Genomic DNA, 15436 nt, shown 5'->3' with positions numbered 1-15436 from the left:
AGAGATCTGCGATGTCCCTGTTCGAGCGCCTGTTCCAGCTGCAGCAGCACGGCACCACCGTGCGCACCGAGCTGCTGGCCGGTGTCACCACCTTCCTGACGATGTCTTACATCGTCTTCGTGAACCCCGAGATCCTCGGCACCACCGGCATGGACGCCGGCGCGGTGTTCGTGGCCACCTGCCTGGCTGCTGCACTGGGTTCGGCGGTGATGGCGCTGGCCGCCAACTTCCCGGTCGGCATGGCACCGGGCATGGGCCTGAACGCGTTCTTCGCCTTCACCGTGGTTGGTGCTGCCGGCCTGCCGTGGCAGCAGGCGCTGGCGGCGGTGTTCATCTCCGGCCTGGTGTTCCTGGTGCTGTCACTGACCGGCGTTCGGGCATGGCTGGTATCGGGCATTCCTTCGTCGCTGCGCTCGGCCATCGTGGCCGGCATCGGCCTGTTCCTGGCGATCATCGCGCTGCAGAAATCCGGCGTGATTGTCGGCAATGAAGATACGCTGGTGGCACTGGGACCGTTGAACACGGCGCCGCCGCTGCTGGCACTGGCCGGCTTCCTGCTGATCGCGGTGCTGGAAGCGCGCCGCGTGCGTGGTGCGATCCTGATCGGCATCCTGGCGGTGACCGGCGCCGGCTGGGCATTGGGCGATGTGCAGTACCAGGGCCTGGTTTCGCTGCCGCCGAGCCTGGCGCCGACCTTCCTGCAGCTGGACCTGCCGGGCCTGCTGCACCACGACGGTGGTGCGCCGATCGCCGTATTGCTGCAGGTGGTACTGGTGTTCGTGCTGGTGGAAGTGTTCGATGCCACCGGCACGTTGTACGGCGTGGTCGGTCGCGCCGGCCTGCTGAAGCTGCCCGGCGCGCAGAAGCGTTTCGGCCGCGCGCTGCTGGCCGACAGCACCGCCATCGTGGCCGGTTCGGTGCTCGGCACCAGCAGCACCACGGCCTTTGCCGAAAGCGCCTCGGGCGTGCAGGTGGGCGGCCGCACCGGCCTGACCGCATTGGTGGTGTCGGCACTGTTCCTGGCCGCGCTGCTGTTCTCGCCGCTGGCGTCGATGGTGCCCAGCTATGCCACCGCACCGGCGCTGCTGTTCGTGGCCGGCCTGATGCTGCGCGAACTGGTGGAGGTGGACTGGAGCGACCTGACCGAATCGGTGCCGGCCGCGCTGTGTGCGCTGGCAATGCCGTTCACCTACTCCATTGCCAACGGCCTGGCCTTCGGCTTCATCGCCTATGCCGCGCTGAAGGCGGGCACCGGCCGCTGGCGCGAAGTGCATCCGGCGGTGTGGCTGGTGGCGGTGCTGTTCACCCTGCGCTACGCGCTGGAATGATGCCTGGCTGAGGGTCGGTCGGAGCCCACTGCGCTGCGTAGGTACCTGACCCCGCAGCGCTGCAGCTACCAGCGCGGCTGCAGGCGGCCGTCGGTGGCGAAGCGCCAGCGTCCTTCGGCCCAACCCACGCCGAACAGGGCCAGCATCTGCGAGTAATAGGCCGGTGCATCGGCGCGTTGCTGCTCGGCGCTGGGCAAGCTGGCCCGCAGCGACTGCGCGCGCTCCGCTTCGCCCTGCGCGATCAGATAGGGCAGCAGGGCCGCGCGGAATCCGTAGTTGCCTTCGCCCTGCCCCTGGCCACTGCGGGTGTCGATCTTTTCCCACATCGGTGCACCACTGCGCAGGCGCTGCAGCGGTCCGGACAGCGCCGCCAGCTGCGCGCGGAACAACGGATCGCGCGATGCGGTCATGCCTGCCCAGGTGTAGCAGCGGATGGCGTCGTAGCCGCCGACCGCACCGCGCACCGGATCGACGACGAAGCGATCGCCTTTCCACGCCGCCCAGTCCGGTGCGAACCCGTGCGGGCTGCTCTGCTGCAGCAACTGCACGCTGTTGCGCGCCAGCGCCTGCCACGGCCCGCTGCGATCCTCCGCCGCAAAGCGGCGCAGCAGCGGCAGTGGCAGATAGCTGGGGTTGACCCGCGTGGCGTCCCCTTCAATGAACCCCTGTGGGCCTGGCAACAGCATTGGGCCGAGCCCGGGCAGATCCACGATCTCGCGCGCCCGCACCTGCACCAGCATGCCCTCCGCGATGGCCTTCAGCGCCGGACGGCGCCACAGCCGCGCGCCTTCCAGCAGCGCGTAGGCCAGCCAGAGATCGGAGTCCGAGGCCGGGTTGTCGTCCAGCACCCGCCAGGCGCCGGCGTCATCGCGTCCCCACAGCCAGGCCGGCAGGCGCTTGCCCATGTCGCCACCGGCAAGGTTGTCCTGGGTCCAGCCCAGGATGCGGTCGAACAGCGCCTGGTCGTTGTCGACCAGGGCGAAGAACAAGGCATAGGACTGGCCTTCGGAGGTGCTGCGCTGATCGTCCTGGCTGCGATCGATCATGCGCCCGTCGCGGCTCAGGCTGCTGTCGAGCAGTACCTGCCACGCCGGCCAGCGCGGGGCGGGCGCGGCATGCACACGGCACACGCCGAGCAGCGGCAGTGTGGCGACCGCCTGCAGCAGGCGCCGTCGTCGCAGGTCAGCGGAATTCGCCATACGGCACCAGTGGTGATACGGGCAGCGGCAGGTTTCCCTGCCAGGGCTTGAAGGTGTAGCGCAGGTAGAGCTGGAACGAATTCGGCGAGAAATCGCGGCTGCGCTGGAGGGTGCCGGCAGCGCCCAGCACGAAGTGGTCGCCGAGGCGGCGTTCCACCGCGCCGTACAGGCGGTACCCGGTGCCCGTGCTGCTGCTGTCACCGGTGTACAGGCCGGCCTCGTCCAGCCGCAGCGGGCCGTACTGCGGCTCAAGCTGTGCAATCACGCGCTCGATCAAGGCCTGGTCGGGGAAACGGCTGATCGACGAGGTACGCGCACTGGACACACTGACCGAGCCATCCAGGCGCACCGACCACACGTCGTTGCGCCAGGCAAAGCTGACCGGCAGGCTCAGCGATGCATAGCGCTGCGGGCTGTAGTAGCCGCCCTGGCCCAGCGAGTAGCCGCCCAGGTCCTTCTGGTAGCGCCAGTACATCGCGGTGGTACCCACATCCAGCCGCATGTCGGGGCGCTGGATCAGCTTGTGGTACCAGCCCACCATCGCGCGTGCGCGGGTGTTGTCGACCACGTTGTGCCCGGTCAGCCGATGCCAGCTCCAGTTCGACCACACGCCATCGCGGCCGCCCTGGTCGTAGCCGAGGCTGAAGGTCACGCCGTTGGCGGTGACGCCGCCCCAGCTGATGCCGCTGCGCGGATCAACCGCACCGGCCTGCGACAGCAGCGAATTGGTCATCGGCCGCCGCGACAGCGTGGCGCCCCAGCCGAAGCGCCCGAGGTCGCCATTGAGCGTGACACCGCCAAGCCAGTTGCCGACCACGTAGTTGGACGGAGTGTGGCCGATATCGACGTTCCAGCGGTCATCCAGGGTGCGCCAGCCGACGGCGAAGCCGGCACCGGAGGTGCGCCGCTGGTGCACGAAGCGGGTGCAGCCCGGTGCGCGCAGGCGGCTGTCGTCGGCCTGCAGCAGATCCAGGTCACAGCTGCCGAAATCCTCGTCGTAGGCGCCGCTCTCATCGGTCTGGAAGCGGCCCGCATCGAAGCTGACCTGCTCGATGCGCGCCCAGCCCAGGCCACCGGCGAATGGCGCGTCCAGATGCGCGATGCGGGTATCGCGCGACAGCCGCGAAATGCCCGGCGTGCCATCGCTGCGGCGACCGGTGTCCTGCATCACCGTCAGGGTGGGATTCTCCTGCTGGTACAGGGTTTCCACATCGCTGCGCAGGCTGCGCCGCAACCAGTCATCGCCGGCTGTCTCGCGGCTGGCCAGGGTCAACGCGCGGTTGTCGCGCGGCGTGACCTGGCCGGGAGCCAACACGCCGTTGTCGGCCATCGCCTGCGCGTACATGTCCAGCGCCTGCTGCGGATCATCGCGGCGCACCAGCCGTGCCGCATCACGCCAGGACTGTGCGTCGGGCCCGGTCTTGCGCGCAAGCAACGCGCGCAGGATCGCCAGGGCCTTCGTGTCCTCGCGCAGGTCGGTCCAGATGGTGGCGAGCTGACGCTGCTGGCCGATCTCGTCATCGTCCACTGCCGGCGGTGCGTCGTGCATCTGGCGGCGTGCGCTGGCCAGATCGCCGGTGCCAATCCAGGCCTGGACCTGGCCCAGCTGCGCATCCACATTGTCCGGCTGTGCGGCAAGCACGCGCTGGTAGTAGTGCAGCGCCTGCACGTGATCGCCGCGCAGGCGCGCCCACTCGGCCATCAGCAGATCATTGTCGGTGCTGGGCGGTTGCTGCTGCAGCAGCGCGATGGCTTCGGCCTCCCTGCCCTGCGCACGCAGATCCCACAGATGATCGACCAGCTGCTGCCGCTGCAGGCGCGCCGACAGCGCGCGGATGTCGTCGTTCCACTTCGCCTGCGGCAGCGCGTCGAGTACCGCCAGCGCTTGCGGCATCCGATCGGATCCCGACAGGTAGAGCGCCTGCGCGTAGCGCGCTTCGGCGCTGTCGTTATGCGTGGCCATGTCGGCCATCGCCGCGTCGGCCTCGTCCTGCCGGCCAGCGGCGCGCAGCTCGTTGGCCAGCGCATAGGCCAGCCATGCATCGCCCGGCAGTTCGCGGCGCAGCTTCTGTCCCAGCGTGATCGCGGTGGTCGCATCACCGGCAGCCAGCGCCTGCTCGCGACGCTCACGCAGGCGGCTGATCTGGAGCTGGCGCAGGTCTTCGGCATACAACCTGCGTTGCGCAGCGGGCAATGCGTTGATGAAGGCTTCCAGCCGCTGCGGGTCGGTGCGGCCGTACAGCTGCACCAGCTTGCGGATCACGTTGGCATCGTTGGGCGCCATCCGCCGCGCAACCTGCAGCTGGCGTTCGGCTGCGGCGTCGTCACCGCGGGCCACGGCCACGTCGACCAGGCCCAGTGCAGCATTGACGTCGCGGGGCTGCTGGCGATGCGCCTGCGCATAGAGGCGCTCGGCCTCGTCCAGCCGGCCGGCCGCCAGCGCCGCATCGGCCTGGTCCAGCTGCAGCCAGTAGCGGGTGCTGGCGATCAGGTCGCGCCACTTGTCGTTGCTGTCGCCGGCCGGGGTGGCCTGCACCGCACGCTGGAAATAGCTGATGGCCTGCTCGCGGCGGCCCTGGCGCATCAGCGCCATGCCCAGCCCCCCCAACAGGTCGGGCTCGCGCGGATAGCCGCGCAACGCCTGCAGGAAAGCGCGCTCGGCCTCTGCATTGCGGCCTGCGTCGAGCAGCTGCTGGCCGCGCAGGCCGGCGCGCCACGCCGGGTCGCTGACCCGCTTGTGCTGGTCGGTGTAGCGCTCGCGCACCAACGCGATGTCGGCAAACGCTGGGTTGCGGGTGATGAAGTCCTGCAGCCGGCGCACGCTGCGGTCGTCGGCCGGCTGATCCTTCAGGTAGGCCCATTCGGCGTCCGCCGCCATGCCGCGGGCCTCCGGATTACGCCCCATGCGCTGCAGCGCGGCGAGCGCCTCTGCATCGCGGCCGGCAGCGAACAGCATCTGCGACAGCGCCTGCAGCAATGGCACATTGCCCGGATAACTGCGGTCCAGTTCGCCCAGCGCACGGATCGCCTGTGCACGCCCATCCGCCTGGCCGCCGCGCAGGCGCCAGTACTCCAGGCCCAGCTGCAGGCCGGGTGGATCATCGTTGAACAGGCGGCGGTAGATCGCCAGCGCTTCGGCGCTGCGACCACCGGCAGCGAACAGACGCGCCTGCTGCAGATCCTGCTGCAGATCACCGCGGTAGGCCCTCCAGAGGCGTTCGCCGGCGGCCAGTTCACGGGTACCTGTACCGATCTCGCGCAGGCGCTTCAGGGTCGCCTCGGCATCCTGCAGCTTCTGTTGCGAGAGCTGCACTTCCAGGATCGCCACCAAGGTGCCGCGATCATCCGGTGCCAGCATGCGCAGCCGCGCCAGGGCGTCTTCGATCAGGCTCTGGCGACCGGTGGCCTCACCGATGCGCACCTGCTGCAACAGCCACTGGCGCTGCTCGGCGACGGTTCCGCCCGGCGTATCGGGCAAGGCCTGCGCCGCGCAGGGCCCGGCACCGGCCAGTCCCAACAGGACGAGGCCGGACGCGGTGACCAGCGGATGCCGCGTACGTGCCATCAGTGCCCCGGGTCCAGGCGCTTGGCCGCGACCCAGCGCAGCGCGCGCCACAGCAGGAAGGCGACCATCAGCACCACCAGCGTGGCCAGCACCGCCAGCAGCGCCGGGTGGTCGGCCAGGTGGTACCACAGCAGCAGCCACCACGGCAGCGCGCCAACGTAGTAGTGATCACCGACGAACTGGCTGTGAATGCCCGAGGTACGCAGGATCGCCACCGAGCCGGCGATGGCTTCGCGCTTGCCGGTATCGCTGAGTGCATCGTGGAGCAGGCCGTAGTCGGCGGCATTGCTGGCGGCCAGCGAAACGATGCTGCGCTGCGCATGCGTCGGTGACTGCATGCCGATGATCGCGGCAAACGGTGCCTGCGCGCTCACTGCCACTTCGGTCACCGCTGGATCGCCATCGCGGCTGCCACGGCGGGCCTGTTCCATCGCCTGCTGCGGCGACGGAGACTGGCCATTGAGCAGGCGCGTGCGCTGGTCGTCGATCAGCAGCGACAGCTGCTGGCTACCGCGCAGTTCGGCCGGCAGGGCGCCCAGCATCAGCAGGTCCGCATCCAGCGCGCTGGCCTGCTTCCAGTCATCGGACAGGCGCAGCCCATAGGCCGGATAGCCGCTCTGCACACCCAGCCCACCGATCAGGTTCAGCAGCAGGCTGACCTGTGCCTCGTTGGCTTGGGGTGGCACCAGCACGACAGTCTCCGACAGATCGGCCATGCGGGTGAAGGGGAATCCACTGAGCGCGAACGCGGACAGGTCCGGCAGGCCCATGTAGTGATGGAATCCGGAGAAGTCGATGGTCGAGTCGTCTTCGATCGCTGCCTGCAAGTTGGGCGGCAGCACGGTCTGGCAATGATCGCGCTGCGCACTGCCCATCACGCTGGCAAAGTTGAAATCGAAACGCAGCTGGTTGCGGTCGCCCAGTTTGAGCGCCGGAATCAGCAGGCGACCGTCATCGGCACCGGCATCGCCGGCCAGCACCGGCAAGCGGATTTCCTCCAGGCCCTGCTTGCCGTTGCGGCGCACCAGCGGGAAGCTGGAGATGAACTGGTCGTTGATCGCCACGCCCAGCCGCGACTCATCGCTGCCAAACGGCGGCGTGTAGCGGTAGCGCAGGTTCAGCGGAATACCCTGGTTGCGCCAGATGAACAGATCCGGCGGCAGGTTGAGGTTGACCGTGATCGGCTGCGGCGACACGCCGTTGGCGTGCAGTTGTTGCGGATAGTCGAGCAGTTCAGCCAAGCGGACGGCGCGGTCGGTGCGCACCCAGTTCGGTGCGTCGTACGGCTTGCGCGGGGCCAGTGGCTTGACCTCATCGACACTGACCTGGCGGCCGCGGAACAGCACGTTGCCGGCCGCCATCGCAGCCACGGCCTTCTGCAGGTCGTCATCGTTGCGGCCCAGCACCAGCAGCAGCTTCCGCTGCGGATCCTCCGGCAGCGACATCAGTTCGATCATCGGGCCCTTCACCGGAGCATGGTTGGCGATCACCGGCGGGAACCTGCCGTTGACCGCCAGCACCACCGCGTGGCCCTTGTCCGGCAACGTGCCGAAGCTGACCGGGAAACGTGCCTGGCGCCACCAGCCGGACAGGCTGCCGAAGTACGAGGACATCACCGCCGCCGCCCGCTGCTGTGCCAGGCTCGGCGCAGCGGCGAACACCACTGGCAGTTCCAGCCGTGCTGTATCACGCGGATCGAAGAACGGCAGCGGGAAGTTGGCCAGGTCGTCCTGCATCGCCAGCGGCTGGCCGCCCAGGCGCAGCGTGCTGTTGCTGGAGAGATTGACCCACAGCGAGCTGTGCGTCGGCTCTTCGCAGATGTCGGTGTAGTGGCCGACGAACTCCAGGCGGACCTGGTTGAAATCCGCAATCAGGCGCGCGTCCAGCGGTAGCTTGGCCTGCACCGGGCGGCCCAGCTGCTCGTTGCTGATCGGCACCACGCCCATCATCGCGTCGTTGAGATAGACCCGCAGGTGCGACAGGGTCGGCAGCAGCGACGGTGAAGGCGTGAAGCTCAGATCCAGCTCGGCATCGCGGACCAGGCGGTCACGGCGGACCTGGAACTCGAAGGTGGTGGCATTGCGCACGCCCGACAGCAGCGTGTCCTGGCGGCGCCCCAGCTGCGCGAAGGTGTTCTGCCGCTGCCAGGGCCAGGCGCTGCCCGCCCAGGTCTGCGCAAGCGCGGGCTCGGTACCGGTGGCAGGCGTGGTGGCTGGCGCGGCCGGCACCCCCGGCGCCGGCGGAGCGGCAGGCGCGGTAGTGGGAGGGACAACCGGCGCCGGGGCAGGCGCGCTGTTGCCTGACGCCACGGGCAGGGCCAGCAGGGGCAGCAGCAGCCAACGCAGAGAGGACGGACGGGTCATGGACGAAGCCCTGGATCAGCGGCTGGGTCAGCCGGGTGGGAAGGAAGCGGACGTTGCGGAGCAAAACTGGCCAGCCATCGCAGCAGGCGACGGTTCCAATGTGCGGGGCGGTCGAGGTCGAACGGTGCGAAATCACCCATCCGCCGGTAGCCGCGCCAGCCCAGGACCAGCACGCTCCACAGGCTGCGCGGCAGGCTCTTGGGCTGGTAACCGGCGTGCCAGTCAAGCCAGGCATCGGCGCGGGCGAAGGTGCATTGGGCGAACTCGACGCGCTGGCGCTCGTCCTCGAACAGCAGCAGCAGGCCCAGTCGCTGGCCGACCGTGCGTTGCACGCGCGCCGGGAATGCGAACTCGCGGCGACCCCGCCCCAGCAGCACCTGCACGCGCTGGCCTTCGGCCAGCTGTGCGTCTTCGCCGAGTTCGACGCCCACGCCATCGTTGGAGTAATCCTGCAGCACGCCGCGCAGGCGGCGGCCATCGGGCACCTGCAGCGCCATCGGCAGACGGGTGGTGACGCGATGCGTGCGTCGCACCTGCTGCACTTCGGCCGCCACCGCCAGCGCACCGCCGATGATCAGCAGGTTGTACAGCACCCACAGCGAACTCACGATCACCGTGCCACGTTCGTCAAGTGGGCCGTGCACGAAGCGCCACACGGCAAAGCACAGGCCCAGCACGTTCAGCAGCGCCAGCACCAGGTAGGGCTGCGCCACGCGCCAGTCGAAACGATCGCCGGCCTGGGTACCGCCCTTGTCGGTGACGTTGAACTTGCCGCGGCCCGGACTGAACAGCGCCACGGTGGTGGGCCGTGCGATGTACCAGGCCAGCACCGTCTCGTACACCTCACCCCAGAACGGACGCCGGTACTTGCCCTGGATGCGTGCGTTGGTCAGGCTGGCGTGGGCCATGTGCGGTACCACGAACAACAGGATGGCCAGCGCCGGTGCGTAGATGATGTACACATGCAGCAGCAGGAACGCCAGCGGCGCAGTGAGGAACACCAGGCGCGGAATGCCAGCCAGGAAATGCAGCATCGCGTTGGCATAGCAGAAGCGCTGGAACAGGCTCAGGCCCTTGCCCAGCAACGGGTTGTCGATGCGGAAGATCTGCACCATGCCACGCGCCCAGCGGATGCGCTGGTTGACGTGCGCGCCGAGGCTGTCGGTGGCCAGGCCGGCCGCCTGCGGAATGCGCAGGTAGGCCGAGTTCCAGCCCTTGCGGTGCAGCCGCAGCGCGGTGTGCGCATCCTCGGTGACGGTCTCGGTGGCAAACCCGCCGATGGCATCGATGGCTTCGCGCCGCAGCACCGCGCAGGAGCCGCAGAAGAACGCCGCGTTCCACAGGTCGTTGCCGTCCTGCACCAGGCCGTAGAACAGCTCGCCTTCGTTGGGATCGCTGCGGAACACCTGCAGGTTGCGTTCGAATGGATCGGCCGAGAAGAAGTGGTGCGGGGTCTGCACCAGCGCCAGTTTGGGATCGCGCAGGAACCAGCCGCAGGTGATCTGCAGGAACGACCGCACCGGCAGGTGGTCGCTGTCGAAGATGGCCACCAGCTCGCCATCGATCAGGGTCAACGCATGGTTGAGGTTGCCGGCCTTGGCATGGCGGTTGTCGGCACGGGTGATGTAGTTGACCCCGGTGCGCTCGGCGAATGCGCGGAATTCTTCGCGCTTGCCATCATCAAGGATGTGGATGCGCAGCTTGTCGGCCGGCCAGTCCAGGCCCATCGCCGCGTACACGGTGTGCCGCACCAGCGCCAGGTCTTCGTTGTAGGTGGGGATCAGCACATCCACCGTCGGCCACTGGCGGATATCGGCCGGCAACGGCGCCGGGCGGCGCCGCAGCGGCCAGGCCACCTGCACGTAACCGAGCATCAGCACGAGCCACGAGTAGGTTTCCGCCGCCAGCAGCACCACGCCACAGACCAGGTCGAAGGTGCTGTTCCAGTTCAACGTGGCCGTATAGCGCCACCACAGGTACCGGCAGGACACGGTGATCGACAGCACGACCAGCACCAGCGTCGCATAGCGCCCCTGCATGCGCCGCACCAGCAGCGCGATGGCCCACAGCAGCACCACGAACACGAACTGCGCCAGATAGGTGAACGGCTGGGTGATGCACAGCGCCGCCAGCCCCAGCGTGGCCAACCCGACCAGCAGGGTCAGCAGGTGCCGCGAACGCGGCGACAGGCTGCCCATCTTCCGGCCGAACCATGCCGCCACGCGGCTGTTCCAGAATTCACTGGGCGCATCGCGCATGGCGCGCAGGTAGCGCAGGCGGCCGCGACCGGCCGCACCGCGCAGTTCGGCAATGCGTTCGCGACGGGCCCGGGCCAACCGTTGCCGCCTCAGCGAGGGCTGCGGTACCAACCGCACCACCGACAGCCACATGGCCTGGATCAACAACCGCAGTGGATCGCCCGGGCGCCAGCGGCGGTCGCCCTGGATCTGCGGGAAGGCGTTACGCAGGCGCGGGGCCTGTGCCTGCCATGCCGGCCCTTCCAGGCGCAGGAACGCCCAGCCCACGCACTGCAGCAGCCACAGCAGCGAGCGGGTTGGCCAAGGCGCATGCACGCGTTCGCGCAGGCGCCCCCAGTCCAGGTAGTAGACGCGGGCGCCCATCAGCGTGTCCCCGCAACGGGCAGGCGCCGTGCGGCCTCGGCCAGGCACCACAGCACCAGGCCATCGACATCGGCAGCGGCCAGCGAATCGGTCGCATAGCGCCCCAGTGGCTGCTTGCTGGCCAGCGCGGAGGGCACCCGCGCATCCTCGTGCAGCGGCTGCGGCACCAGCCGCGGGCCGTGCGCGTGAAGCCACAGCTGCATCAGATCGCGCTGCACCGGGATGACCGGGTCATAGCGGTTGGCCAGCAACAGGCGTGTGTCCTCCGGCTGCCGCTGCAGGAACACGTGGCTGACCGGATCGACACAGGCCAGGCGCAGCGGCAGCGTGCAGCGCACGTGCTGGTTGATGGCCGCTGCATGCGCCGGCAGGCGCTGCGGCAGGTCGAACAGGATCCAGTCGAACTGGGTCTCCAGCAGCGGAATGCGTTCGGCCCAGGTGCCCGGTGCCTGTTGCAGCTGCTGTTCGATGCGCATTGCGGCCTCGCTATCGACGCGACCATAGGGCAGCACCGCAAGTCCTGCTGCAACGGCGTAGGCGGCATCACGCCAGTCCGTGCCGTCCAGCTGCGCGCGCCCCCAACCGTTGTCCACGTCGGCAGGCAGCCCCAGGTGCAGGCCGAGCATCTGGTCCGGACTGCATTCGACCAGCAGGACGCGCTGGCCCTGCGCGTGCAAGCCCTGGCCGAGTGCGGCCAGGACCGTGGTGACACCGGTTCCGCCATGGATGCCCTGCAGCGACAGCACGGTGCTCATCGGCGCGGCTCCAGTTCGGCCAGCAACTGCCAGCGCGCCAGCGCCTGGGCACGCTCATGCTGGGCAGAGAAGTCCACGTAGGGCAGCCCCGGCATGCCCAGGCTGCGGCGCAGCAGGTCGATATCGTCCTCTTCCACGGACAGCGTGACCGGTACGGCAAGGATGTCGGCAGGCATCAGCGTGCCTCCTCGGGGTAGGGGCTCCAGGCCTGGCTGCCCTGCAGCTGCAGCCAGGGCTTGCCGGCGTACTCGATGACCTTGGCGCCTTCGTTTTCCGACACCGACGGTGTCTGCGGCAGCCCCTTCAGGAGGCTGTCCCAGTTGCGCTCGCTCGGCGGCGACTGGGCATTGAGCGCGTACACGCGCGAAACCAGCTCGGACACGGCCAGGTAGCTGCTCGGTTCGGGAACATGACGCGGGCCGCCGGCCGCCGGCGCGCCCATGCCGATCAGCTTCACGCCCACCGGCACGTGGGTGATCGACGGGCTGGGAATCTCGCGCATGCCCGGAATCTGCATGCGGTCGCCATGCAGGGCCGCGCCATGCTCGGGTACCACCACGATCATCGCGCGGCGGCCACTCTTCTCCACCGCATCGACGAAACCGGCCATGTCGCCCAACACCATTTCCGCACGTGCCTTGTAGTCGGCGGCATTCGAACGGCCATCGGCGCCGACGATGCGGTTGCCATCGTGCAGCGAAATCGTGTTGTAGAACAGCGCCACCTGCTGGCTGGACCCGGCCAGCCGCTGTTTCCACCACGCCATCAGCACATCGCCATCGCGGCGCAGCGGCGACTTGTCGAACGCCACCAGCGCTTTAGGAAACGCGCTGATATCCATCGGCTGTGCCTGCAGCCCGCCGTACTGGTGCAGTTCACCGATGAAGTCGTCGAAGTGACCGTCGTGGTTCATCGCCAGCTCGCTCTGGAAGCCCAGACGCTGCAGGTTCGAGAACAGCTGGCACTCGGCCGGCACCGGATCGAACAGCCCGGTATGCGAGGTCTGGCCACAGCTGGCGCGCAGCAGGCGGATCGCCGCCGGGCCGCTGTAGGCGGTTGCCGAGTTGAAGTCGTCGAACACCACGTCCATGTGGTCGAGCAGATTGTTCTGGCGCAGCCCCACTTCATCCAGATCGCTCCATGCCAGCGAGCAGATGTTGAGGATGATGACGTCGAACGGCGCGCCGCTGCCCGGTGCCGGGAAGCTGGTCTTGAGGCTGGCCTGCTGCTGGTAGAAGCCGGCCAGCCATGCGTTGAGCGTCTCGTTGTTGGCCGGCGGCAGGCCGCCACTTGAAGTGCCTGCGACGCTGGTGGTGGCCGCGGTGGCGGTACCCTGCCCCCAGTTCCAACCCGCCGGCATCGGTATCGCCATCACAGCCAGGCCAAGCATGCCCAGCACGCTCAGAGTGGTGATGCGCAGCCACGGCTTGAGCAGTACGTAGGCCAGCACCAGCATCGCCAGTACCGCCACCATCTGCCAGTTGATGAAGCGCTGGGCCAGCTCGAGCCAGTAATCAGCCGAGAAGTCCAGCACGCCAGGTTGCACCAACAGGCGCCGGAACGGCGGCCACCAGGTGTCCTGGTAGTACAGCGCCACGCCCACCGGTACCGCAGCGACAGTACGCGCGATGCGTGCCCAGCGCCAGCGCAGTGGAACCAGCAGCGCGCCCAGGAACAGCAGGTTGGGCAGGATCTTCAGATCCAGCGCGCCCATCCAGGCCAGTACCACCTTGGACAGGAAATACAGGTTCCAGCCGCGCAGGTCGGCCCAGGCGAAGGGCGATGCGGGAGCCACCTGCGGACTCATGCAGCCCCCCGCGGCGCACGCAGGCGTACACCGGCGCGGCGCAGGTGGCGAGGGGGCAGCCAGCGCGCGGCACGGCGGCGCAGCGCACGCCACAGCGTACCGAGCATGGCACCGAAGGGAATCATCACGAGCGCACAGGCGACGATCAGGGTCCAGAGTTGCTGGTCGGTGGTCATGCGCGATCTCCCAGTCGCAGCGGCTTCGGGACAGTGAAAACAGGCGCCTCCAGCGCCGGGGCCACCGGCGGCAGGACGGCGGGGGCTTCGGGCAGGACCTCGGCCTCCGGATCGCTGCTGCCGGCGTTCATCGCTGCAATGTCGTATTCGGCCAGACGCTGGTAGCCATCGAACAGCTCCCTCCAGGGTAGGCGGAACAGATTGCCCAGGGCCTGTTCGACCGCATCACGCCGGCACCCGAACAGGAACAGGCGCACCTGCCCGCGGTAGACACAGGCCAGATCGCCCTGGCGGCGGATGCGCAGCTGCTGCAACGTCTGCTCGGCGCGCAGGCCGGCCACCGGCTGCAACGCCAGCACGGCGCTTTCCACCGCGCTGCCGTCCTGGTCGATGCGTTCGCCGGCGATCTGGCGGAAGCGTGCGGCGTTGACCAGGCCGCTTACCGGTGGCGGCCGATGCGCACGGATCAGCGGCTCCGGATCGTCAGCCAGCTGGCCCTGCCAACGCTGACGCTGCACGGTTTCCAGCAGGGTCAACAGGCGCGGCAACGGCGTGGCTGACGGCACTACCAGGCTGCAGCCGCACTGCATCAGCAGCCGCTCATCAGCGTAGCGCAGGCAGGGCTGCAGCTCGCGCACCACCAGTTTCAGTGCATTGCCACGTTCCCGGCGCAGGCGGTGCAGCAGTCGGGCCAGTGCATCCACCTTGGCGTTCTCGTCGATGGCCAGCACTACGGTGGCCTCGCGCGCCTGAAGCGCGGCCGGCAACAATCCAGCCCAGCCGTCATACAGGTGCCAGGCTGCCGACAGTGGCGGCGCACCGTCCAGTACTTCGGTCTGGGCCAGGAAGACATCGCGATCACTGCCACTGGTGGCATCGACCCCAGTCCCGGCGGCATCGGCCTCGGCCAGATGGCGCAGCCCGCGGCTTTCCTGCTCGACGCCGAACGATCGCTGGGCCACCACGCCATGGCTATTGGACCAGTAGTGCAGCAGCAGCTGCAGGGCACCACGATGCGGATGCAGCTGGGCCACACCGGCGCAGCTCCGGTTCAATGACAACAGGCGCGGGGCCAGGGTCGCCACTTCGCCATGGCACAGCAACAGCAGCACCTGCTGCGCCTGCCCGGCCCAGTCCTGCAGCTGCTGGCACCAGCGCGCCAGCCGGGCATCATCCCAGCCGTCCAGCGCCGCCACCGGGAACTGCACCACGCTGAGCCGGGTGCGCACCGAGGCGGTGCGCGGCAGATCGCCGGTCAGCCCGCGCAGCGCCTGCTGCATGCCGTGATGCGACCGCTGGAACAGCCGCAGGCGGGCCGGCCCCTGATCGGCCGGCAGCAGCGTCAGCATCGATTCGGCCCCCCGCCCCAGCGTGACCAGCACGGCCTCATCCAGTGCGTCGGCCGTGGCCAGCACACCGGCACCGAGCAGATCCGTCGGCGCGCTGCCCGCGGCAACGACCCAATACAGGCCCCCGCTGCGCATCTCCACCAGTTCGGTGGGCAGTCCGGCAATGGCAAGGTGTGTTGCTGGCACGCCGGATCCTTTCATTGCCCCTCACCCAGGCCGACGGCCCGGCAGCGGGGGCGCTGCAGTGGAGAGGGGATCATTTCCATGACGCAC

Annotated in this window: 10 protein-coding genes; 1 reads left to right on the top strand and 9 read right to left on the bottom strand. The window is 68.7% G+C overall.

Features of this window, described 5'->3' with window-relative positions; genetic code table 11:
- Positions 1-11 precede the first annotated feature (11 nt).
- Complete coding sequence (locus G370_RS0113215) at positions 12-1328, top strand: NCS2 family permease (protein ID WP_019661030.1); 1317 nt, start codon at positions 12-14, stop codon at positions 1326-1328.
- Between the two features lie 65 nt (positions 1329-1393).
- Here the strand turns inward: G370_RS0113215 and bcsZ are convergent, their stop codons facing one another.
- The 9 genes from bcsZ to G370_RS0113170 are packed head-to-tail and all read right to left on the bottom strand — an operon-like array spanning position 1394 to position 15349.
- Positions 1394-2527, bottom strand: coding sequence for a cellulose synthase complex periplasmic endoglucanase BcsZ (bcsZ, locus tag G370_RS0113210; protein WP_019661029.1), 1134 nt, complete (start codon positions 2525-2527; stop codon positions 1394-1396).
- The gene (gene bcsC / locus G370_RS0113205) at positions 2511-6092 is read right to left on the bottom strand and encodes a cellulose synthase complex outer membrane protein BcsC (protein WP_019661028.1); all 3582 of its coding nucleotides are present in this window, start codon (positions 6090-6092) and stop codon (positions 2511-2513) included. The genes bcsZ and bcsC overlap by 17 nt, the downstream gene beginning before the upstream one ends.
- Positions 6092-8455, bottom strand: coding sequence for a cellulose biosynthesis cyclic di-GMP-binding regulatory protein BcsB (gene bcsB, locus G370_RS0113200; protein ID WP_026347130.1), 2364 nt, complete (start codon positions 8453-8455; stop codon positions 6092-6094). The genes bcsC and bcsB overlap by 1 nt, the downstream gene beginning before the upstream one ends.
- A complete protein-coding gene (bcsA, locus tag G370_RS0113195) occupies positions 8452-11076 on the bottom strand; it encodes a UDP-forming cellulose synthase catalytic subunit (protein ID WP_019661026.1) in 2625 nt (874 codons plus the stop codon). Before bcsA ends, bcsB begins: the two co-directional genes overlap by 4 nt.
- Positions 11076-11831 carry a cellulose biosynthesis protein BcsQ gene (bcsQ, locus tag G370_RS0113190; RefSeq protein ID WP_019661025.1) on the bottom strand — a complete coding sequence of 252 codons (756 nt, stop codon included), beginning with the start codon at positions 11829-11831 and terminating at the stop codon, positions 11076-11078. Before bcsQ ends, bcsA begins: the two co-directional genes overlap by 1 nt.
- On the bottom strand, positions 11828-12007 hold the full coding sequence (gene bcsR, locus G370_RS01000000120840) for a cellulose biosynthesis protein BcsR (protein WP_019661024.1): 180 nt from the start codon (positions 12005-12007) through the stop codon (positions 11828-11830). The genes bcsQ and bcsR overlap by 4 nt, the downstream gene beginning before the upstream one ends.
- Positions 12007-13638, bottom strand: coding sequence for a cellulose biosynthesis protein BcsG (gene bcsG, locus G370_RS0113180; RefSeq protein ID WP_026347129.1), 1632 nt, complete (start codon positions 13636-13638; stop codon positions 12007-12009). The genes bcsR and bcsG overlap by 1 nt, the downstream gene beginning before the upstream one ends.
- Complete coding sequence (gene bcsF / locus G370_RS0113175) at positions 13635-13814, bottom strand: cellulose biosynthesis protein BcsF (protein ID WP_019661022.1); 180 nt, start codon at positions 13812-13814, stop codon at positions 13635-13637. Before bcsF ends, bcsG begins: the two co-directional genes overlap by 4 nt.
- Entirely contained in the window at positions 13811-15349 is a 1539-nt protein-coding gene (locus tag G370_RS0113170) for a BcsE family c-di-GMP-binding protein (RefSeq protein WP_019661021.1), read from the bottom strand. Before G370_RS0113170 ends, bcsF begins: the two co-directional genes overlap by 4 nt.
- Positions 15350-15436: the final 87 nt, after the last annotated feature.

The organism is Stenotrophomonas hibiscicola ATCC 19867, assembly GCF_000382065.1.
GTDB classification, from domain to species: Bacteria; Pseudomonadota; Gammaproteobacteria; order Xanthomonadales; family Xanthomonadaceae; genus Stenotrophomonas; species Stenotrophomonas hibiscicola.
The sequence above is the reverse complement of the archived record's forward strand: the minus strand, read 5'-3'. Positions and strand labels throughout refer to the sequence as shown.

Excerpts from the sequence above, each read along its gene's own strand:
- G370_RS0113215 (WP_019661030.1), top strand. The coding sequence starts at position 12 with ATGTCCCTGTTCGAGCGCCTGTTCCAGCTGCAGCAGCACGGCACCACC.
- bcsZ (WP_019661029.1), bottom strand. The coding sequence starts at position 2,527 with ATGGCGAATTCCGCTGACCTGCGACGACGGCGCCTGCTGCAGGCGGTC.
- bcsC (WP_019661028.1), bottom strand. The coding sequence starts at position 6,092 with ATGGCACGTACGCGGCATCCGCTGGTCACCGCGTCCGGCCTCGTCCTG.
- bcsB (WP_026347130.1), bottom strand. The coding sequence starts at position 8,455 with ATGACCCGTCCGTCCTCTCTGCGTTGGCTGCTGCTGCCCCTGCTGGCC.
- bcsA (WP_019661026.1), bottom strand. The coding sequence starts at position 11,076 with ATGGGCGCCCGCGTCTACTACCTGGACTGGGGGCGCCTGCGCGAACGC.
- bcsQ (WP_019661025.1), bottom strand. The coding sequence starts at position 11,831 with ATGAGCACCGTGCTGTCGCTGCAGGGCATCCATGGCGGAACCGGTGTC.
- bcsR (WP_019661024.1), bottom strand. The coding sequence starts at position 12,007 with ATGCCTGCCGACATCCTTGCCGTACCGGTCACGCTGTCCGTGGAAGAG.
- bcsG (WP_026347129.1), bottom strand. The coding sequence starts at position 13,638 with ATGAGTCCGCAGGTGGCTCCCGCATCGCCCTTCGCCTGGGCCGACCTG.
- bcsF (WP_019661022.1), bottom strand. The coding sequence starts at position 13,814 with ATGACCACCGACCAGCAACTCTGGACCCTGATCGTCGCCTGTGCGCTC.